Source organism: Streptococcus sp. FSL R7-0212, assembly GCF_038007985.1.
In the GTDB taxonomy this organism is placed as follows: domain Bacteria; phylum Bacillota; class Bacilli; order Lactobacillales; family Streptococcaceae; genus Streptococcus; species Streptococcus parauberis.
The window spans coordinates 1,429,863-1,450,643 of the sequence record NZ_JBBOYF010000001.1 but is presented as its reverse complement, the minus strand read 5'-3'; the positions used below and the strand labels follow the sequence as shown (position 1 = coordinate 1,450,643).

22 protein-coding genes are annotated in these 20,781 nt (G+C 34.3%); 21 read left to right on the top strand and 1 reads right to left on the bottom strand.

Annotation, left to right across the window (positions count from 1 at the left end):
• Positions 1 to 7: 7 nt before the first annotated feature.
• The 16 genes from feoB (at position 8) to MKY69_RS07285 (ending at position 14,624) form a co-directional block, all read left to right on the top strand.
• Positions 8 to 2,161 carry a ferrous iron transport protein B gene (gene feoB, locus MKY69_RS07360; RefSeq protein WP_071519882.1) on the top strand — a complete coding sequence of 718 codons (2,154 nt, stop codon included), beginning with the start codon at positions 8 to 10 and terminating at the stop codon, positions 2,159 to 2,161.
• Positions 2,161 to 2,295 carry a FeoB-associated Cys-rich membrane protein gene (locus MKY69_RS07355; protein WP_003107303.1) on the top strand — a complete coding sequence of 45 codons (135 nt, stop codon included), beginning with the start codon at positions 2,161 to 2,163 and terminating at the stop codon, positions 2,293 to 2,295. Before feoB ends, MKY69_RS07355 begins: the two co-directional genes overlap by 1 nt.
• A gap of 68 nt (positions 2,296 to 2,363) precedes the next feature.
• A complete protein-coding gene (locus MKY69_RS07350) occupies positions 2,364 to 3,218 on the top strand; it encodes a bifunctional methylenetetrahydrofolate dehydrogenase/methenyltetrahydrofolate cyclohydrolase (protein ID WP_003103748.1) in 855 nt (284 codons plus the stop codon).
• A complete protein-coding gene (locus MKY69_RS07345) occupies positions 3,215 to 4,057 on the top strand; it encodes an NAD(P)H-hydrate dehydratase (protein WP_003107302.1) in 843 nt (280 codons plus the stop codon). Before MKY69_RS07350 ends, MKY69_RS07345 begins: the two co-directional genes overlap by 4 nt.
• Before the next feature lie 130 nt (positions 4,058 to 4,187).
• Entirely contained in the window at positions 4,188 to 5,516 is a 1,329-nt protein-coding gene (xseA, locus tag MKY69_RS07340; RefSeq protein WP_003107300.1) for an exodeoxyribonuclease VII large subunit, read from the top strand.
• Positions 5,506 to 5,721, top strand: coding sequence for an exodeoxyribonuclease VII small subunit (locus tag MKY69_RS07335; protein WP_003102366.1), 216 nt, complete (start codon positions 5,506 to 5,508; stop codon positions 5,719 to 5,721). Before xseA ends, MKY69_RS07335 begins: the two co-directional genes overlap by 11 nt.
• On the top strand, positions 5,721 to 6,590 hold the full coding sequence (locus MKY69_RS07330) for a polyprenyl synthetase family protein (RefSeq protein WP_062806572.1): 870 nt from the start codon (positions 5,721 to 5,723) through the stop codon (positions 6,588 to 6,590). The genes MKY69_RS07335 and MKY69_RS07330 overlap by 1 nt, the downstream gene beginning before the upstream one ends.
• Positions 6,583 to 7,410, top strand: coding sequence for a TlyA family RNA methyltransferase (locus MKY69_RS07325; protein ID WP_003105099.1), 828 nt, complete (start codon positions 6,583 to 6,585; stop codon positions 7,408 to 7,410). The genes MKY69_RS07330 and MKY69_RS07325 overlap by 8 nt, the downstream gene beginning before the upstream one ends.
• A complete protein-coding gene (locus MKY69_RS07320; RefSeq protein WP_003104351.1) occupies positions 7,397 to 7,867 on the top strand; it encodes an arginine repressor in 471 nt (156 codons plus the stop codon). The genes MKY69_RS07325 and MKY69_RS07320 overlap by 14 nt, the downstream gene beginning before the upstream one ends.
• A gap of 15 nt (positions 7,868 to 7,882) precedes the next feature.
• On the top strand, positions 7,883 to 9,544 hold the full coding sequence (recN, locus tag MKY69_RS07315; protein ID WP_003107293.1) for a DNA repair protein RecN: 1,662 nt from the start codon (positions 7,883 to 7,885) through the stop codon (positions 9,542 to 9,544).
• Between the two features lie 101 nt (positions 9,545 to 9,645).
• Entirely contained in the window at positions 9,646 to 10,485 is an 840-nt protein-coding gene (locus MKY69_RS07310) for a DegV family protein (RefSeq protein ID WP_003108182.1), read from the top strand.
• Positions 10,478 to 11,311: an SGNH/GDSL hydrolase family protein gene (locus tag MKY69_RS07305; protein WP_003107291.1), complete on the top strand. Its 834-nt coding sequence runs from the start codon at positions 10,478 to 10,480 to the stop codon at positions 11,309 to 11,311. Before MKY69_RS07310 ends, MKY69_RS07305 begins: the two co-directional genes overlap by 8 nt.
• Positions 11,298 to 11,924, top strand: a complete 627-nt coding sequence (locus MKY69_RS07300; protein ID WP_003108184.1) for a YpmS family protein — start codon at positions 11,298 to 11,300, stop codon at positions 11,922 to 11,924. The genes MKY69_RS07305 and MKY69_RS07300 overlap by 14 nt, the downstream gene beginning before the upstream one ends.
• An 88-nt stretch (positions 11,925 to 12,012) precedes the next feature.
• Positions 12,013 to 12,288: an HU family DNA-binding protein gene (locus MKY69_RS07295; RefSeq protein WP_003104951.1), complete on the top strand. Its 276-nt coding sequence runs from the start codon at positions 12,013 to 12,015 to the stop codon at positions 12,286 to 12,288.
• Positions 12,289 to 12,519: 231 nt separating this feature from the next.
• Complete coding sequence (locus tag MKY69_RS07290; RefSeq protein ID WP_003107290.1) at positions 12,520 to 14,373, top strand: heavy metal translocating P-type ATPase; 1,854 nt, start codon at positions 12,520 to 12,522, stop codon at positions 14,371 to 14,373.
• Positions 14,374 to 14,441: 68 nt separating this feature from the next.
• Complete coding sequence (locus tag MKY69_RS07285; RefSeq protein WP_003108186.1) at positions 14,442 to 14,624, top strand: hypothetical protein; 183 nt, start codon at positions 14,442 to 14,444, stop codon at positions 14,622 to 14,624.
• Between the two features lie 11 nt (positions 14,625 to 14,635).
• Here the strand turns inward: MKY69_RS07285 and MKY69_RS07280 are convergent, their stop codons facing one another.
• Positions 14,636 to 15,571, bottom strand: coding sequence for a dihydroorotate oxidase (locus MKY69_RS07280; RefSeq protein WP_003107288.1), 936 nt, complete (start codon positions 15,569 to 15,571; stop codon positions 14,636 to 14,638).
• A gap of 234 nt (positions 15,572 to 15,805) precedes the next feature.
• Between MKY69_RS07280 and MKY69_RS07275 the strand changes: the two genes are divergently transcribed.
• From MKY69_RS07275 to pbp2b, 5 genes are all read left to right on the top strand, one after another.
• A complete protein-coding gene (locus MKY69_RS07275; protein ID WP_003104178.1) occupies positions 15,806 to 16,498 on the top strand; it encodes a phosphoglycerate mutase in 693 nt (230 codons plus the stop codon).
• 93 nt (positions 16,499 to 16,591) lie between these two features.
• Complete coding sequence (locus MKY69_RS07270; protein ID WP_003104515.1) at positions 16,592 to 17,113, top strand: transcription repressor NadR; 522 nt, start codon at positions 16,592 to 16,594, stop codon at positions 17,111 to 17,113.
• Between the two features lie 64 nt (positions 17,114 to 17,177).
• Entirely contained in the window at positions 17,178 to 17,720 is a 543-nt protein-coding gene (locus MKY69_RS07265) for a hypothetical protein (RefSeq protein ID WP_003107287.1), read from the top strand.
• A 100-nt stretch (positions 17,721 to 17,820) separates the two neighbouring features.
• Complete coding sequence (locus tag MKY69_RS07260; protein ID WP_003102739.1) at positions 17,821 to 18,591, top strand: formate/nitrite transporter family protein; 771 nt, start codon at positions 17,821 to 17,823, stop codon at positions 18,589 to 18,591.
• 96 nt (positions 18,592 to 18,687) lie between these two features.
• Positions 18,688 to 20,778: a penicillin-binding protein PBP2B gene (gene pbp2b, locus MKY69_RS07255; RefSeq protein ID WP_041828453.1), complete on the top strand. Its 2,091-nt coding sequence runs from the start codon at positions 18,688 to 18,690 to the stop codon at positions 20,776 to 20,778.
• The last annotated feature ends 3 nt before the right edge of the window (positions 20,779 to 20,781 follow it).

Below are 20,781 nucleotides of genomic sequence, written 5' to 3'. Positions count from 1 at the left end.
AGGAGTTATGCGAAAAGTTACATTAATTGGGAACCCAAATAGTGGAAAGACGAGTTTATTTAATTTATTAACTGGAAGTAATCAGAAAGTTGGAAATTGGCCAGGAGTCACTGTTGATCGAAAAAGTGGCTTTTTAAAAATAGATAAACAGATTGAAATTCAAGATTTACCAGGAGTTTACTCTTTATCTCCTTATACATCTGAAGAAAAAGTGGCGAGAGATTATCTGCTTTGTGGGCAACTTCAGCTTATTGTTGATGTTTTAGATGCATCAAACCTTGAAAGAAATCTTTATTTAGCAACCCAACTGTTAGAATTAGGTTTTCCTTGTCTTCTTGTCTTAAATATGATGGATGTTGTAGAAAGAAACGGAAATCAGATTAGTTGTGATAAACTTAGTTATCTGCTAAGTGTACCTGTAGTTTCAATCAGTGCCATAAAAAATAAAGGGATTGATAAGATGGTTAAGTACATCCAAAAATTAGTTCATAGTGGGTCACCTTCACCTTACCCAATTTATGAAGATAGTTTTGAAGCTGCATTGAGTCAAATAGAGCAACTTCTAACAGACTATGATTTAGGGCTCAGTAGACGACACTACTTGATAAAATTATTTGAACGAGACCCTCTTGTTCAGGAACATCTTGAATTATCTTCTGATATCATTTCGGAAATTGAATATATTTCAGCAATTACAGAGAAGATTTATACGGAAGATGCAGAATCTATTGTTATTAATCAAAGATATGCTTATATTGATAGCATTTGTCAAATGGCTCAAATAAAAAAAGATAATTTCGAGCTTAAATTATCTGACAAAATTGATACTATTATCACTAACCGGTTTTTAGCTTTACCTATTTTTGCTATTATCATGTTTATTGTGTATTATTTATCCATTCAAACAATTGGAACCTTAGGAACTGATTGGGCTAACGATTATTTATTTGGAAAACTAGTTCCAAATACTCTGCAAACTGTGTTAACATACTTAAAAGTTGATTTTTGGTTGAAGTCCTTAATAATTGATGGCATCGTTGCAGGAGTTGGAGCAGTTCTAGGTTTTGTTCCTCAATTGTTTGTTTTATTTCTTTGTTTGGGTATACTTGAAGATATTGGTTATATGAGTCGGATTGCTTTTGTAATGGATAGAGTTTTCCGTAAGTTTGGCTTATCAGGAAAGACATTTATTCCAATGTTAATTGCTACTGGGTGTGGTGTTCCTGCTATTATGGCCAGTCGTACAATTGAAAATGAACAAGATCGAAAGATAACGATTATGACATCAACATTCATGCCATGTTCGGCTAAAATGGCCATAGTCGCTCTTATTTCGGGTGTCTTCTTTCCCAATAACCCTATAATTGCCCCAAGTGCCTATTTTATTGGAATTGCTTCTATTGTTTTATCAGGTATTCCCCTGAAAAAAACAAAATTATTGTCAAGTCAAGCAAGTCCATTTATCATGGAGTTGCCTGCCTATCATTTACCACATTTACCTACAGTAATACTATATGCTTATAATAAAGCCTTAAGTTTTATAAAAAAGGCAGGTACTGTCATTTTTGTTTTAACAATTCTACTTTGGTATTTAACTTCCTATGATTTTCGATTTCAACCCGTTAATGCACAAGAAAGCATATTAGCAGACATAGGACGTCATTTTGCTTGGATTTTTTCACCATTAGGATTTGGTAATTGGAAAGCAACAGTAGCAACTTTTTCTGGATTGTTAGCTAAAGAAACCGTGGTTGCAACATTTGGTATCTTTTATCAAAATAATCAAATGACTGTGTCACCGAATTTGCTTTGGAATCAATTAAGATTAGACTATTCTCCTATAGCAGCATATTCCTTCTTGGTTTTTAATCTATTATGCACTCCTTGTTTTGCAGCTATCGGGGCAATAAAACGTGAAATGAATAGTAAGAAATGGTCATTGTTTGCTATAGGTTTTCAAACAGCACTAGCTTATTCGGTAAGTTTTATCATTTATCAACTGGGTCTTTATTTTCAGACAGGACAACTTTCATTTTTCACAATCATTGCAGTCCTCTTGTTAATAATAGCTAGTTATCTGATTTTGAGGAAACCTAAAGAAAGTCAAGAAAACCTAATCACATTAACTAATATTTTCAATTATAGGGAGGATAAAAACTAATGTCGACGTTTATTATTTTTATTATTATCGTCATTCTAGTATTTTTTAGTTTAAAATATTATCGCAGTCAAAATGGTTCATGTGGCGATTGCAATTGTTCTTGTCCAATCAAAGATAAAATGAAAGATAAATAATTGACAAAGAGGGAATGCTCCCTCTTTTTTTTGGTATAATGATAAAAAGATAGATAAGGAAAGAATTCATGACACAGATAATCGATGGAAAAGCACTAGCCCAAAAGATGCAATCAAATTTAGCTGATAAAGTGCAAGTTTTAAATAATAAGTACCATATTGTACCAGGATTAGTAGTGATATTAATTGGTAATAATCCGGCCAGTCAAGTTTATGTCAAAAATAAAGAAAAAGCAGCTATAGCAGCTGGTTTTAAAAGTGAAACTGTTCGCTTATCGGAATCAACTTGTCAAGAAGAGCTGATTGATATTATCAATCAATATAACCTAGATGATAGCATACATGGTATATTAGTCCAATTACCATTGCCAAGCCATATTAATGACAAAAAAATAATCCTCTCAATTGATCCTAAAAAAGATGTCGATGGCTTTCATCCAATGAATACTGGTCACTTGTGGTCAGGTCGCCCACTTATGGTTCCTTGTACACCAGCGGGGATTATGGAGATGTTTAGTGAATACAGTATCGATTTAGAGGGTAAAAATGCAGTAATCATTGGTCGTTCAAACATTGTTGGCAAACCAATGGCCCAATTGTTACTAGATAAAAATGCGACCGTTACTTTAACACATTCGCGGACCAAGCATTTACCAGAAGTAGCTAGTCGCGCAGATATCCTAATCGTGGCAATTGGCCAAGGAAATTTTGTAACTAAAGAATTTGTCAAAGAAGGTGCTGTTGTTATTGATGTTGGAATGAATCGTGATGATAATGGTAAATTAATTGGGGATGTTGATTTTGATCAAGTGGCTGATTTAACTAGTTTCATCACACCAGTCCCAGGTGGAGTTGGACCGATGACAATTACGATGTTACTAGAACAAACTTATCAAGCTTGTTTAAGAAGTGTGTCAAAATGAAATTAAACGAAGAATTGGCCAAGGAAATTATTGGTCCTAGACGTCGTAATTCCCACAAAGGCGATTATGGGCGCGTGCTATTAATTGGTGGTCTATATCCCTATGGTGGAGCAATTATTATGTCTGCAATTGCTACTGTCAAAAGTGGCGCAGGTCTAGTAACTGTGGCGACTGAAAAAGAGAATATACCAGCCTTACATAACCATTTGGCTGAAGCAATGGCCTTTTCAGTGGATGACCAAGACTTCTTGCAAAAAACGATGATTACAGCCGATGTAATCCTAATTGGCCCAGGCCTTGGGGACAATAGCAAAGCAGAAGAACTATTAAAAACAGTCTTGCAAGGGGTTAGCCCTGAACAAATTCTGATCATAGATGGCTCTGCTTTAACACTCTTAGCAGAAGAAGATGTTTCAATCTTAAAGAATAAGCAAGTTATCCTTACCCCTCATCAAAAAGAATGGGAAAGGTTGAGTAAACTAGCTATTGCGGATCAGAATCCTCAAGCCTCTCAAAAAGCTTTAATGCATTTTCCGCAAGAAACAATCTTAGTAGCCAAAAGTGATGAAACGACTCTAATCTCGACTGAAGAGATTTCTCTCCTTGACGTTGGAGGACCTTATCAAGCTACAGGTGGAATGGGCGATACCCTAGCTGGAATGATTGCCGGCTTTGTGGCCCAATTTAAACAAAAAAGCATTTATAAAGTTGTTGCAGCGGCAACTTATCTTCATTCAGCAATAGCAGATGACTTGGCAAGAGATAACTATGTTGTCCTACCCACGCAAATTAGTGACTCTATCCAAAAATGGATGAATAAGTATGCGAAAGCTGATTAATAAGAAGATTTTAAAAGAAGCTTTAAAGCTTCTTTTTTGGTACTAATCTTAACAATTTAAAATGAAAAATGGTATAATTGCAATAGTATAAAAAGGCAGTAGTGCCTTTAATTATAAGGAAAGGAACCTGATGACAGATTATTTAAGTGTCAGCAATCTGACTAAATATTTAAAAATGAAGTTTGACCGAGACCCCTATTTGGAACGGGTTTATCTGACTGGTCAGGTTTCCAATTTTAGAAAAAGACCAAAACATCAATATTTTTCATTAAAAGATGAAGGTGCTGTTATTCAGGCCACAATGTGGGCAGGTGTTTATAGTAAATTAGGATTTGATCTTGAGGAAGGCATGAAGCTTAATGTCGTTGGTCGGATTCAGCTCTATGAGCCTTCAGGAGCTTACTCAATTATCATCGAACGTGCTGAACCAGACGGGATTGGTGCATTAGCTTTGCAATTCGAACAATTGAAAAAGAAACTGACAAGTGAAGGATTTTTTGATGATAGACATAAGCAAGCCTTACCTCAGTTTGTAACTAAAGTCGGAGTTTTAACTTCTCCAAGTGGAGCCGTTATTCGGGATATTATTACTACAATTTCACGTCGTTTTCCGGGAGTTGAGATATTACTGTTTCCAACTAAGGTTCAAGGCGAAGGTGCTGCTCAAGAGGTTGTGGATAATATCATTCGAGCCAATCAAAGGGACGATTTGGATCTTCTAATTGTCGGTCGAGGTGGTGGTTCAATTGAGGATCTCTGGGCCTTCAATGAAGAAAAAGTTGTTCATGCAATCTTTGAATCACAGCTTCCAATTATCTCTAGTGTTGGCCATGAAACAGATATAACTTTGGCCGACTTCGTCGCCGATCGCAGGGCTGCAACACCAACAGCAGCAGCAGAACTAGCGACGCCTGTTACTAAAGCTGATATATTAGCCTGGATTAATGAGCGTCAGACCCGTGCTTTTCAAGCAAGTAATCGAATAGTGCGTGAAAATCAAGAAAGAGTCAATAAGCTAGCGCAGTCAGTTATCTTTAGGCAACCAGAACGCCTGTATGACGGCTATCTCCAAAAACTTGATCGTCTCAATATGTCATTGGTATCATCATTTAAAGAGAATATAGCCAGTAATAAAGATTCAGAAATCCAAATAAGACACCGTTTGCAATCAATTGATTTAATGAGTCGTATTAATCGTTACCAAGATCGTATTACGAGTCTCAGTCAACAGTTGACTTATGATGCTAAAGCATCATTTGAAAGCAAATTAAGACGTTTTGAAAAAGCGCAAGATACCTTGCTATCTCTTGATACAAGCCGCATCATTGCAAGAGGTTACGCAATGCTTCACAAAGGAGAGGAAGTTATTGCATCAGTCGAACAAATTGAAAAAGGTGATCATCTTAATATTCAATTAAAAGATGGTCAATTAGAAGTAGAGGTAAAAGATGTCAACTAAGAAAACATTTGAAGATAATTTGCAAGAATTAGAAATGATTGTTTCCAAACTTGAAAATGGCGATGTGCCATTGGAAACAGCTATTGCAGAGTTTCAAAAAGGGATGGTTCTTTCTAAAAATCTTCAAAAAACATTACAAAATGCCGAAAAAACACTTGTTAAAGTTATGCAAGCGGATGGTTCAGAAGTAGATATGGATGCTTAATGGAAAAGTTAACAAAAATCAATCAAACAATTAGCCATTTTTATCAAAAATCAAATTTTGTTTCTCAGGATTTAATTGATTCTATTATATATTCTGTTGATTCTGGAGGAAAAAGAATTAGACCCCTTTTCTTATTAGAATCTTTAGAAGCTTTCAATATTACATTGACAGAAGATCATTTTAAAGTTGCTGCAGCGTTAGAAATGGTTCACACTGGAAGTTTAATTCATGACGATCTACCTGCTATGGATAATGATGAATATCGCCGTGGCAGATTAACGAATCATAAGCAATTTGATGAAGCTACAGCAATTCTGGCTGGGGATAGTCTCTTTATTGATCCCTTTTCATTGATTGCAGAAACTAATTTTTTACCACAAATAAAAGTTGACTTAATCGCCCAATTGAGCAATGCAGCAGGAACTTTTGGTATGGTTGGTGGTCAGATGCTGGATATGAGAGCTGAAGATCAAAAATTAGGCATAGAAGAATTGCAGGGCATCCATAGTCATAAAACGGGTAAACTTTTGGCTTATCCATTTATGGCTGCTGCAATCATTGCTCAATTACCTGCAGACATGATATCTGACTTAACAAGAGCGGGTGAGTTAATTGGCCATGCTTTTCAAGTCCGGGATGATATTCTTGATATCACAGCAAAATTTGAAGACTTAGGAAAAACGCCCAACAAAGATATAACTGCCCATAAATCAACATATCCAGGATTACTGGGATTAGAAAAATCATATCAAGTATTAAATGAAGAATTAGATGGGGCCTTGTTCATTTTTGAAAAAACTAAAAATCAGACAAATTTTAACCCACAGAACCTAATTGATTTAGTAGAAAGGTTGAGACTAGATGCCTAAGGAAAGAGTAGATGTCTTGGCTTTCAAGCAAGGCCTCTTTGATACCCGTGAACAAGCAAAAAGAGGAGTAATGGCTGGTTTAGTTGTATCAGTCCTCAATGGTGAACGTTTTGATAAACCTGGTGAAAAAATTGATGACGCAACTGAATTAAAGCTGAAAGGTGAAAAGCTCAAGTATGTTAGTCGTGGCGGTTTGAAATTAGAAAAAGCCTTATCTATTTTTAATATCTCAGTTGATAACAAAGTCTGCATTGATATTGGTGCCTCAACAGGTGGTTTCACCGATGTTATGCTCCAATCTGGTGCTCAATTAGTTTATGCAGTTGATGTGGGGACTAATCAGTTGGTTTGGAAATTACGTCAGGACTCACGTGTGCGGAGTATGGAACAGTACAATTTTAGATATGCTCAGCTAGAAGATTTTACAGAAGGCCAACCTACATTTGCTAGTATTGATGTTTCTTTTATTTCATTAAGCCTGATTTTACCAGCATTGAAGTCAATCTTAGCTCCTTCAGGCCAAGTAGTTGCCCTAATCAAACCACAATTTGAAGCAGGCAAATCACAAGTTGGAAAAAATGGAATTATTAAAGATAAATCGGTTCACTTAAAAGTTCTTGAAAAAGTGACAACTTTTGCACAGGAATACGGATTTAATATAAAAGGTATCGATTTTTCGCCTATACAAGGTGGACATGGTAATATTGAATTTTTAGCTTATATGGAAAAAGCAGAACAAATTAAAGAGATTGATGTTTGTCTCCTTTCAGAAGTTGTTGAAAAATCACATAAGGAATTTAATCAAAATGAAGAAGAATGAACGTTTAGATTTAATTAAAAGAATGGTCTTGGCAAACGAGATTGAAACACAGCATGATTTACTAGCTTTACTTCGTAATGAAGGTTTAGAATTAACTCAAGCCACCATTTCAAGAGATATGAACGAAATTGGTATTGTCAAAATTCCATCTGCTAAAGGTCGTTATATTTATGGCTTGTCACAAGATAGTGGTAAAAAGATTTTTCAGCGTCCAACATCAATTAAGAGTAATATTCTAAGTATTTCAGAGAAACGATCAGATTTAAAATGTCATCTATTCTTAAAAGTTATCCCTGGAAATGCGATGGTCATTAAAAAATATTTAGTTAAGGATTTTGCGGATTCAATCTTTTCTGTAATTGCAGATGATGACAGTATTTTATTAATTGCCAATACTGAGATTGATGCGGACCATATTCGACAACAAGTCCTTCAATGGAAAGCTGAAGAAAGATAATAGAAAGAGGATAGAATGTTATTAGAAATTTCAATTAAAAATTTTGCCATCATTGAAGAAATTTCATTGACGTTTGAAAATGGCATGACTGTCCTAACTGGCGAAACAGGAGCCGGAAAGTCAATTATTATTGATGCGATGAATATGATGCTTGGTGCGCGTGCCAGTACTGAGGTTATTCGTCATGGTCAACAAAAAGCTGAAATTGAAGGTTTCTTTTCACTTGAAAAAAATTTGGATCTTCAAGCTCTCTTAGAAGATAATGGTATTCCAGTTCAAGATGAACTCATTATTCGCAGAGATATTTTTGCTAATGGTCGAAGTGTCAGTCGTATAAATGGGCAAATGGTTAATTTAACCTTTTTAAAAGAAGTTGGACAGTATCTAGTTGATATTCATGGTCAACATGACCAAGAAGAATTAATGCGCGCATCTCATCACTTAGCAATTTTAGATTCATTTGGGAATCAAGATTTTAAGGACCTTAAAACAAGCTATCAAGAAACATTTAACAGTTATAAAACGGTCAGAAAACGTGTCATTGAACGTCAGAAAAATGAACGTGAACATAAAGAACGGATTGAGATGTTAACCTTTCAACTAGCTGAAATCGAAGCAGTTGATTTACATAGGGGTGAAGAAGAAAGCCTTAATCAGGAACACCATCGGCTTTTAAATCACAAAAATATTGCTGACACTTTAGCTAATGCCTATGCTATGCTTGATAATGATGATATTTCAAGCCTAAACAATGTTCGGTCTGCAATGAATGATCTTTTGACAATTGAAAATTATGATTCTGATTATAAAGCTATTTCCACAAGTATTTCGGAAGCTTATTATATTTTAGAAGATGTGACCAAACAATTATCTGATACAATTGATTCGCTTGACTTCAATGCAGGTCGTTTGATGGAGATAGAAAGTCGTTTGACACTCATTAATAGTTTGACACGTAAATATGGTGGATCCGCTGATGACTTGTTAGATTACTATGATAATATTCAAAAAGAATATCAACTTCTCACTGGTGACAACATGGCATCAGGTGCAAGTGACTCCCAATTAAAATTGTTAGAAAAAGAGCTTGTTAGTAAGGCAACACAATTAAGCGAACAACGCCAAAATTTAGCTCTGCAATTAGAAGCTGATATTAAGGCAGAGTTAAAAGATTTATACATGGAAAAGGCTGATTTTCAGGTTAAATTTGATAAATCAAAATTTAATTCTCAAGGGAACCAAACAGTTGAATTTTATATTTCAACAAATCCTGGTGAAGGCTTCAAGCCCTTGGTAAAAGTAGCTTCTGGTGGGGAATTATCTCGTCTGATGTTAGCTATTAAATCTGCTGTTTCGAAAAGAGAAGACAAAACAAGTATTGTCTTTGATGAAGTGGACACAGGCGTTTCTGGTCGTGTTGCGCAAGCTATTGCCAAAAAAATTCATAAAATTGGTCAAAATGGACAAGTTCTGGCTATCTCACATTTACCACAGGTGATTGCTATTGCTGACTACCAGTTCTTCATTTCCAAAGAAAGCAAGGAGGATTCTACTGTTTCGACGGTCAGTCTTCTTACCTATGAAGAACGTGTTGAAGAAATTGCTAATATGATAGCAGCAAATGAAGTAACAGAAACGGCAAGAGAACAAGCAAGAGACCTGTTAGCAAAACCATAAAATCATAAAAGAGACAGTTTAGTTTGTCTCTTTTTGATTTATTTGACAATCAATGATAAAATATAGGGAAAATACGCTTTTAAAAGAATGGAAAATAATAAATGGAAAAAATTAAAATTTTGACAGACTCATCTATAACAATTGAAAAGGAATTGATTGAAAAATATGATATTACAGTAGTTCCTTTGTCAGTAATGATTGATGGTAAATTATATTCTGACAATGATTTAAAAGAAGAAGGTCAATTTTTGAAGTTAATGCAAAATAGTAAGGAGTTGCCCAAAACAAGCCAACCTCCGGTCGGACTATTTGCTGAATATTATAAGGCCCTCATTGAACAAGGTTATAATGAAATCATTGCAATTCATTTAACGCCTGCTCTATCAGGAACAATTGAGGCTTCTCGTCAAGGTGCTGAGCTTGCTGGAGCTCATTGTCATATAGTTGATTCTGGTTTTACTGATCAAGGCATGAAATTTCAAGTTAAAGAAGCTGCTAAATTAGCTAGTCAAGGTGCTTCAGTTGTTGAAATTTTGGAAAAGATTCAAGAAGTCAAAGAAAAGACTAAACTTTTTATTGGAGTTTCAACTTTAGAAAACCTAGTTAAAGGTGGTCGAATTGGTCGTGTTACAGGTTTGATTTCAACCTTGTTGAATATTCGTGTGTTGATGGAACTAAAAGATGCAGAACTGAAAACAGTAGTCAAAGGGCGAGGAAATAAAACTTTTAATAAATGGCTTGATTCTTACATGGCTGAAACAAAGGATAAAGTAATTGCAGAGTTAGGTATTTCCTATGCTGGAGATCAAGGTTTAGCGAACCATTTAAGGGAAATTATTTCAGAGTATTATACTAATCCAATTGCTTTTTTAGAAACAGGGTCAATTATCCAGACTCATACGGGTGAGGGTGCATTTGCCGTAATGATTAGATATGAATAAAATAATTTTATTAAAAGATTTTCTCTTTTTTGCAACTTGTCTGATTCTTAGTATTCTTTTCTTGAATTTTGTCCTACCTAATTCAGATTCACAGATAAAAAGAATGGATTATATTCAATCCAAAACCAAAATAATTAATTATGTTGCTTTAGGTGACTCATTAACAGAAGGTGTTGGTGATTCTACTGGTCAAGGTGGATTTGTCCCACTACTTGCAAATGATATTAGAGACAACTTAGATGTTGAAGTTTCCTCACAGAATTATGGGATTTCGGGTAATACTAGTCAGCAAATTTTGAAGCGGATGCAATCTGACAAGGCCTTGAAAAATGACTTGAAAAAAGCTGATATTTTGACCATAACTGTTGGTGGTAATGATGTCATGGCCGTCATCAGAAAAAACTTAGCTAATTTAAAAGTATCTAGTTTTGAGTTACCAGAAAAGAACTATCAATTACGACTACAGAAAATTGTCAAGTTAGCAAGAAAAGATAATAATGACTTACATATTTATATCTTAGGTATTTATAATCCATTTTATCTAAACTTTCCTGAGATGACTGAAATGCAAAATGTAATTAATAATTGGAATAATAAGACAAAAGAAGTGACCAGTCAATTTGAGCACGTTCATTATGTACCTATTAATAAACAATTATATCGAGGAATCGATGGACAAGAAGGAATTGTTCAATCAGATGGAGACCAGACACGCGTCGTTAATGATGCTTTGTTTAATCAAGACCATTTTCATCCAAATAATATTGGGTATCAAATTATGTCAGACGCAGTATTGGAGTCTATATTAAAATATGAAAAGAAATGAAAAAAATAAAATAGCTTATAACCAAAAATCTAAGATTAATTGGTGGAGATGGGCATTCCTCTTGTTACTTGCTTTTAATTTTGCTTTTATTTTGGTAATTGGAAGTCGCTTAATTCAAGTTCGTGAACCAAACTCTGAAAAGCTTGTTTCATCAATATCTAGCTCGGTGAAAATCGGGACAATATCCACTAATCGTCGTCAAATCAATAAAACAGTTGCCAGTTACTTGAAGGATTATCAAAAGAACGACATGACTTACAAGATTTATACAACTTCTTCATCTATTGTTTTTGAAGGGAAGTATCAACTGTTAGGTTATGAAGTACCTTTATATATTTACTTTCAACCAATCGCATTAGAAAATGGCAGTTTACAACTTCAAATAACCTCTATTTCAGCCGGAACCCTTCCATTACCAGAAGGAGAGGTTCTTCAGTATATTAAGTCATCCTATAAACTTCCAGATTTTGTAAGTGTTAATAAGAATAACTCATCTATAATAATAAATTTACAGCAGATAAAAAATGATGCAGATATTTATTTAATAGCTAAAAAAGTTGATTTACTGAATAACCAAATTACTTTTGATATTTACAAGAAAAAGGCTAAATAACGTTAAATACTTGACCTATAGCCATTTTTTAGATATTATTAGTATTGTTAAAGCATATTGCTTATTAATTAATTGGAGGATTTGTTAAATGGCTAACAAACAAGATTTAATCGCAAAAGTTGCAGAAGCAACTGAACTTACTAAAAAAGATTCAGCAGCAGCAGTTGACGCTGTATTCTCTGCAATCGAAGCATTCCTTTCTGAAGGTGAAAAAGTTCAATTAATCGGTTTTGGTAACTTCGAAGTTCGCGAACGTGCAGCTCGTAAAGGTCGTAACCCACAAACTGGTGCAGAAATCGAAATCGCGGCATCAAAAGTTCCAGCATTTAAAGCAGGTAAAGCTCTTAAGGATGCAGTAAAATAATTTAATATTTTTGAAGGACCAACTAACAATTTTGTTAGTTGGTCTTTTTTTATTGATCATGTAATTATCGATGCTTCTTATATTTGATAAAGATACTTAGCTGGTTAAGTTATTTAGAATCATTCTAGATAACTTGACTTTTTTATTTAGAACAATTATAATTAAGTAAATAAGAAAATTTAAAAAATACACACAAATGAGATTTTCAACTACGTTTTTTGGAGGGAAAAAATGACTTGGATTAAAGAACATATGCATTTAATGGAAACTTTAGCTTGTCTAGCTTTGATTTTAATTGGCTTACCATTATTAGGTAATCATCCACAACTTGCAGCCGGATTTTTTATTGCCGGATTCTTAATTGGGGGTTATGAATCTGCAAAAGGAGGGCTTCTTGATTTAGTAAAATATAAACATTTATCTGTTGACATCCTTATGATTTTAGCAGCAATTGGTGCAGGTATTATTGGATATTGGCTAGAAGGTGCACTGTTAATCTTTATTTTTTCTCTTTCAAGTACACTTGAAGAAATGGCGATGGAAAAAAGTAGAGATTCTATTTCTGCTTTAATGAACTTAACACCAGATACTGCTCGACGTTATAATGTTCAAAATGAAATCGTTGAAGTTGAAACAAAAGATTTGCATATTGGCGATAAACTTCAAGTACGTAAAGGTGAATCAGTTCCCATTGATGGAGAATTAATCAGTCAATTTGGGCAATTTGATGAATCAATGGTAACTGGAGAGCCTATAACAGTTGACAAAGAAAGAGGTCAAGCATTAATTGGTGGAACCATTAATGAAGGTCAAACGATTGATATGTTGGTAACTGTTGAAAATGAAGATACTTTATTTGCTAAGATTGTTAATTTAGTAGAATCTGCCCAGACACAAAAAAGTAAAACAGCAACATTTATTGAAAATCTTGAAGATGGTTACGTTAAATTTGTTTTGCTACTAGTTCCTTTCTTTATCCTTTTTTGTCATTTTGTCTTAGGATGGGAATGGTTGACTGCTTTCTATCGTGGTATGATTCTCTTAACAGTAGCTTCACCGTGTGCATTAGTCGCTTCGTCCTCTCCAGCAAGTCTTTCGGCTATTAGTCGAGCAGCTCATAAGGGATTGATCATTAAAGGTGGAGATATCATTGACAATATGGGTGATATTAGAGCTGTTGTCATGGATAAGACGGGGACATTAACTCAAGGTAAACCTTCAGTTGTTGATAGTCATTATGAAGGTGATAAAGCAACTATTGATTCAATTGTTAAAACAGCAGAGGAAGCTTCAACACACCCAATCTCAAAAGCTTTACAAGATTTTACTCAGGATAGTCCACGACTTACTTTGGAAGGAAGTCATGAAATCTCAGGAAAAGGTTTTGTTTTCAACTATCAAGGTCAGGAATGGCGAATTGGTAAAAAGACATTTATTCTTGAAGTAGTAGAGCATATTAATCATCTTGAAGTTGAAATTGAAAAATTAGAAGGTCAAGGGAAGACTTTAGTTTATGTCAGCAAAGGTACTGAACTTGTTGCTTACTATGCTTTATTAGATGATATTAAAGAAGAATCGCGTCAAGCCATAAAAATGTTACATGATATGAGAATTAAAACTGTTATGTTAACAGGTGACCAAGAAAAAACCGCTGCATATGTTGCTGAAAAACTTGGTATTGATGATGTTGTTGCTAATTGTATGCCTCAAGATAAAGTAACACGGATTAAAGAAATTAAAGAAAAATATGGTTTTGTAGCGATGGTGGGTGATGGTATTAATGATGCCCCAGCTTTAGCTCAAGCCGATGTTTCATATGCTATTGGTACAGGTACTGATATTGCTATGGAAAGTGCGGATAGTGTTATTATGGATGATTTAACTAAGATTCCATTCTCAATAAAACTTTCAAGAAAAATGAAAGGTATTGTTAAAACAAATATTATCTTTGCCTTGTCAGTAATCACTTTATTAATTCTTGCCAATGTTTTTCAAGTTGTGACACTTCCTCTAGGAGTGGTCGGTCATGAAGGTTCAACTATCTTAGTTATATTAAACGGCATGCGACTTTTGGGATTTCAATAATAATTGACTTGAAAATAAATATGAAAGCGTTTATACTATTACTAGGAGATTTATGATGGGGTGATAGTATGCTAGAAACAGTTTTAATTGGTCTTGCTATCTTTTCAATAGTCAAAATTATTATTTTTATCAAGCTTTCGGATATATTTTTATCTAAAAAGGTTAAGAATGATAATGACAATATTATTGAAATTAGTGATGATGTACAAATAGATGAATCAACTAAATATAAAAGAGACTACTTTAAGTAATCTCTTTTTTTTTATTTTAGATAATGTAATTTTCCTCGGAAATCTTCAATTGTTTGATAGCCTTTTTCTTTCATGATGACTCTTAATTCTTCAGTTATACGTTTAAAGATTTCTGGTCCTTCTTCATGTAAAGCTGTGCCAATTTGGACCATACTCGCCCCACAGAGGATATGTTCAAAGGCATCGCGACCGTTTTTTACACCGCCAGTGCCAACGATTTGAATAGAAGGATTAAGACGCTGGTAGAAAGCATGGACGTTTGCTAAAGCAGTTGGTTTAATATAATCGCCACCGATCCCTCCAAAACCGGTTTTGGGTTTTATAACAACTGATTCATCTTCAATTACAAGACCGTTTCCGACTGAGTTGACACAATTGACAAAGGCTAATGGGAATTGATTAAAGATTTCGGCTGCTTGGTCAAAATGGACAATGTCAAAATATGGTGGCAACTTAACGCCAAGAGGTTTGGTGAAATAGCTAAATACTTCTGTCAGGAGTGAATGGGTCATTTCGAAATCATAGGCAATTTGGGGTTTTCCAGGTACATTTGGACAAGATAGATTTAATTCAACTAATCCTTGATAATCTGACTCTTGGATTGTTTTTAAGATGGTATCAGTGTCATCAGGTGAGAGTCCAACAACAGAAAGAAAATGATTTTTACTATTTTGCACTTTTGCCAATTCAATGACAAAATCTAAGTAATATTGGAAACCAAGATTTGGCAAGCCCATTGAATTAATTGATCCAAGTTCTGTTACAGCATAACGTGGTTCAGGATTGCCATCTCTTTTTTCTAAAGTTCCTGTTTTAGTGACAAATGATCCAGCCAAAGAATTCTCGATTTCCATCAGTTCTTCCTTGGTCATACAATAGACACCAGCGGCATTCATTAAACAATTATCAAATGTAATATTTGAAATTTGTGTTGCTGTTGAAATCATAATTTCCTCCAAATTTTGACAATTTTTTTCTATTTTATCACTTGGTCAGATGATTAGCAAGAAAATTTTTAATCTGTAATCAGATTTCTCTAAAAAGACGAACTATTTATATTTTCATGATAATCTCAATAGAGTTTTCAAAAACAACCATTATCCACTAGCTTTTTTGTACTTAATTTTGTAAAATAGTAGATGTACTAGGTTTAAACCTAAAATAAAAGGAGATATTAACTAATGGTAAAATTGGTTTTCGCTCGCCACGGTGAGTCAGAATGGAACAAAGCTAACCTCTTTACAGGATGGGCTGACGTTGATCTTTCAGAAAAAGGTACACAACAAGCTATTGATGCTGGTAAATTAATTAAAGAAGCAGGAATTACTTTTGATAAAGCTTATACTTCAGTTTTAACGCGTGCTATCAAAACAACAAATTTAGCACTTGAGTATTCTGATCAACTTTGGTTACCAGTTGAAAAATCTTGGCGTTTAAATGAGCGTCACTATGGTGCTCTTACTGGTAAAAATAAAGCAGAAGCAGCTGAAGAATTTGGTGACGAACAAGTTCATATCTGGCGTCGTTCTTATGATGTATTGCCTCCAGCAATGCCTAAAGATGACCAATACTCAGCACATACTGATCGTCGTTATGCTGACGTTGATCCTGCATTGATTCCTGATGCAGAAAACTTAAAAATCACTTTAGAACGTGCATTACCTTTCTGGGAAGAAACAATTGCACCAACTTTATTAGAAGGTAAAAATGTTTTCGTAGGAGCACATGGTAACTCAATTCGTGCCATTGTTAAACATATTAAAGGCTTATCTGATGATGAAATTATGAATGTTGAAATTCCAAACTTCCCACCATTAGTTTTTGAATTAGATGAGAAATTAAATATTACTGCTGAATACTATTTAGGTAAATAGTATCGTAAAAACCAAGCCAGGCTTGGTTTTTTATTTTGATTTAAACTCAAATTGATTTATGGTATGATGATAATGGGAAAGCGAGGTAATCCAATGAAAGCCAAAGAACGTAGACAACAGATTTTAGGTATGCTTGAAAAAAGTGTTACGGCCTTATCGGCAAGCTATCTTGCTGAGGAATTTGGTGTCAGTCGACAAATTATAGTGGGTGATATTGCTATTTTGAGGGCTTCACAAGTTGATATATTATCTACACCAAGAGGTTATCAGATGAATCAACTGCTAACTAATAGTAATTTTACTGGTAGAATTGTTTGTCAACATAGCATTGAAATGACTGAAGATGAATTGGATATCATTATTTCTCATGGAGGAGTTGTTTCGACAGTTGAAGTAGAACACCCTATCTATGGCATGTTAGTTGCGTCATTGAATATTAAATCTAAAGAAGATATTATAGACTTTATATATAAGGTAAATCATGAACAAGCTGAATTACTATCTAGTTTAACTAATGGACTGCATAGTCATCTTATTTCTTGCCCAAGTCAAGAGCAATTTGAAATGATTAAAAAAAAGTTAGCGCATAGAAACATTCTTTATATCAATAAATAAAACCATACAGGTGTCTTGACACCTGTATGGTTTTTGCTTTATAATATAATAAAAAGGAGATTTTATGACTAATAAATCAACACAAACAATTGCCTATTCATCAATTTTAGTAGCATTTGGGATTTTGATTCCAATGATTATGCCAGTTAAAATAATTATTGGCCCTGCATCTTACACCTTAGCCAGCCATGTCCCATTATTTTTAGCAATTTTTATTTCACCAGCAGTAGCAATCTTTGTAAGTCTGGGGACAACATTAGGATTTTTTCTAGCAGGATTTCCCTTTGTAATTGTTCTTAGAGCTTTTTCACAGATTTTCTTCACTTTGATTGCTGCCTTTTACATTCGAAATCATCAATCACAAATCTCATCACCCATAAAAGCTTTGCCATTCGCCTTATTTATTAATATCATCCATGGGCTAGGAGAATTTCTCGTTGTACTCTTATTTACAAGTGGACAATCTCCTGATGTTGGCTATATCTGGTCAATCTTTTTATTGGTGGGATTGGGCACTATAGTACATGGCTTAGTTGATTTCTACTTGGCTCTTAGTCTTTGGAATATCATACTTACTAGAATCGGACTTAATATTAAACCATTATAATATAAAAAGTGTAAGTTTCTTTCTGGAAGGGCTTGCATTTTTTTATTTAACTGGTATATTAGTTTATGCATTTGTGAGTGTTGTAACAATAGGAGATAATATGAAAAGTCCAGATATGATATTAGCGGCAACAATTGAAACAGGCCATCATAAAATCGAAAAACCATTTTTAGCAAAAGCTATTTTAGGTTTCATCGGTGGAGCAATGATCAGCTTAGGCTACTTACTTTACGTACGGATTGCAGCCAGTGGTTTAGAAGCATTTGGTAGTTTTTCGAGTATCCTGGGAGCATGTGCTTTTCCAATTGGTTTGATTATCATTTTAATGGCTGGTGGAGAATTAATTACTGGAAATATGATGGCCGTGTCAGCTACTTTCTTTTCGAAGAAAATCAGCATTTCTGACCTGCTTAAAAACTGGTTAGTCATTACCATTTTTAATTTGATTGGCGCCTTTTTTGTAGCCTTTGTTTTTGGTCACTTTTTAGGTTTAACGTCGACAGGAATTTTTAAAGAAGAAGTAATTGAAGTAGCACATGCGAAAATCGCTGCTAGCCCGCTACAAGCCTTTGTTTCTGGAATTGGCTGTAATTGGTTTGTTGGTTTGGCATTGTGGCTCAATTATGGCGCTGAAGATGCCTCTGGCAAAATTTTAGGAATCTGGTTCCCTGTTATGACATTCGTCGCTTTAGGTTTCCAACATAGCGTCGCTAACGCCTTTGTCATCCCTGCTGCAATCTTTGAAAAAGGTGCAACCTGGCTTGAGTTTATCCAAAATTTTTCTTTTGTTTATTTAGGAAATATAATAGGTGGAGCCGTTTTTGTTAGTTTATTTTACTATTTTGCTTTTACCCATAAACATAATGATTAACCAAGGTGCCCTAAAAAAATTTTTGGCCGAGAATTTATTCTCGGTCTTATTTTTATCAATTTATGTTAAAATAATAAAGATAGTAAAAAGGAGGTTTTGGTCATCAAAGAAAAATTTGAATCGAAAACAATATCAAAAAAAACAGCTAGTATTACCAACCGAATTCACATCCTTTTTCTAATTATTGTTCTATTATTCACTGCATTGATACTCCGTTTGGCAGTAATGCAAATTCAAAATAAAGCATTTTATGATGCAAAATTAAAAACTTCCACGGTTTATAATATAAAGACCTCTAATCCAAGGGGAAAGATATTTGATCGAGATGGGAAAATTCTTGTTTCAAATGATATAAAAGATGTTGTTTCATTTACACGCAGTCCTAAAATCAGTACTAAAGAAATGAAGCAGTTAGTTAAGGATTTAGCAGGATATGTCGATTATCCTGAAGCAAAGGTTTCAAAACGAGCTAAAATTGATTTCTATTTAGCGGATCCAGAAATTTATGCAAAAGTAGTCGAAAAATTACCCAAAAAGAAGAAATTTGATAATTATGGAAATGGTCTAAAAGAGAGCCAAGTTTATAATAATGCAGTTGATTCTATTACAGAATCAGAGTTAAATTATTCAAAAGAAGATCTTAAAGAAATTGCTATTTTTAATCAGATGAATAGTGTTGCAACTTTTGACACAATCACATTAAAAACACAAGATTTAAGTGAAGAAGAAATTGCTTATCTTATTGCCAATAAAAGCAAGCTCCCAGGTATTTCGGTCGCGACAGATTGGAATCGTAAAATTGAAGATGCTAGTTTAACATCGATTATTGGTAAAGTTTCCAGTCGAGAAGCTGGACTTCCTCAAGAAGAAGTAGACAGCTATATCAAAAAGGGCTATTCCTTAGATGATCGAGTTGGTACTTCATATCTTGAAAAAGCATATGAAGATATCCTTCAAGGGCAACATGAAATAAGACAAATTAAAACAAATAAATCTGGTAAAATTATTTCCAATAAAATCAAACACAAAGGACAAGTTGGTAAAAATATTAAACTATCAATTTCCTTAGATTTTCAAAAAGATGTTGATAATATTGTCAAAAAACATCTGCAGGCTGAAATAGCTTCAGGGTCTGGGAAATATTCCGAAGGTGCTTATGCTGTTGCAATCAATCCGCAAACAGGATCCGTACTTGCTATGACCGGATTGGTGCATGATAGGGATACCAATCAATTACAAAAAGATGCCCTCGGAACTATTACCAATGTCTTTACACCAGGATCTGTTGTCAAAGGTGCAACTTTGGCATCTGGTTGGGAAAATGGTGTGATTTCAGGAAATCAAATATTAACCGATCAACCAATCCAATTTGGTAATTCAAAACCTATAAATTCATGGTTTACAGCTGGTCAACAAAACATATCTGCAGTCCAAGCGTTAGAATATTCATCAAATACATATATGGTACAGGTGGCTTTAAAAATGATGGGTCAGGAGTATCACACAGGTATGGCCTTGATGACTGATGGGATGAAAACAGCAATGTCTCAGCTTCGTAAGACCTATGCAGAATTTGGTCTTGGAACAAGTACGGGAATCGATTTACCAGGTGAGTCATTAGGATTTTTAACCAAAGACTATACGGTTTCAAATGTAATTACAGAAGCTTTTGGTCAGTATGATAACTATACAACAATGCAATTGGCCCAATATGTTTCAACAGTTGCTAATGGTGGTAAAAGAATCGCTCCGCATTTAGTCGATGGTATCTATGAGGATACGACTGATCCAGCTAAAAGCGAAAAAGATAATTTAGGTCGATTAAACAATACAATAACTGGCAAAGAATTAAATAAAGTCAATATCTCAGATCAAGAAATGGCAATCATCCAAGAAGGATTTTATCAAGTTGTAAATAGTTCAAGTGGCTTTGCGACTGGTAAAGGATTAGTTGGAACAAATGTTTCAATTAGTGCCAAAACAGGTACAGCTGAAACGTATGTTAAAGATGATAATGGGAACACTGTTGGTACCTATAATTTAAATGTTGTTGCCTATGGACCAAGTCAAGATCCGCAAATTGCAGTTGCCATCATGTATCCGCATGCCTCAGATTCACTGACAAAGTCACACCAATATATGGCGCGTGATATTATTTCAGATTATCTAAACAAGTATAAAAAATAAAAA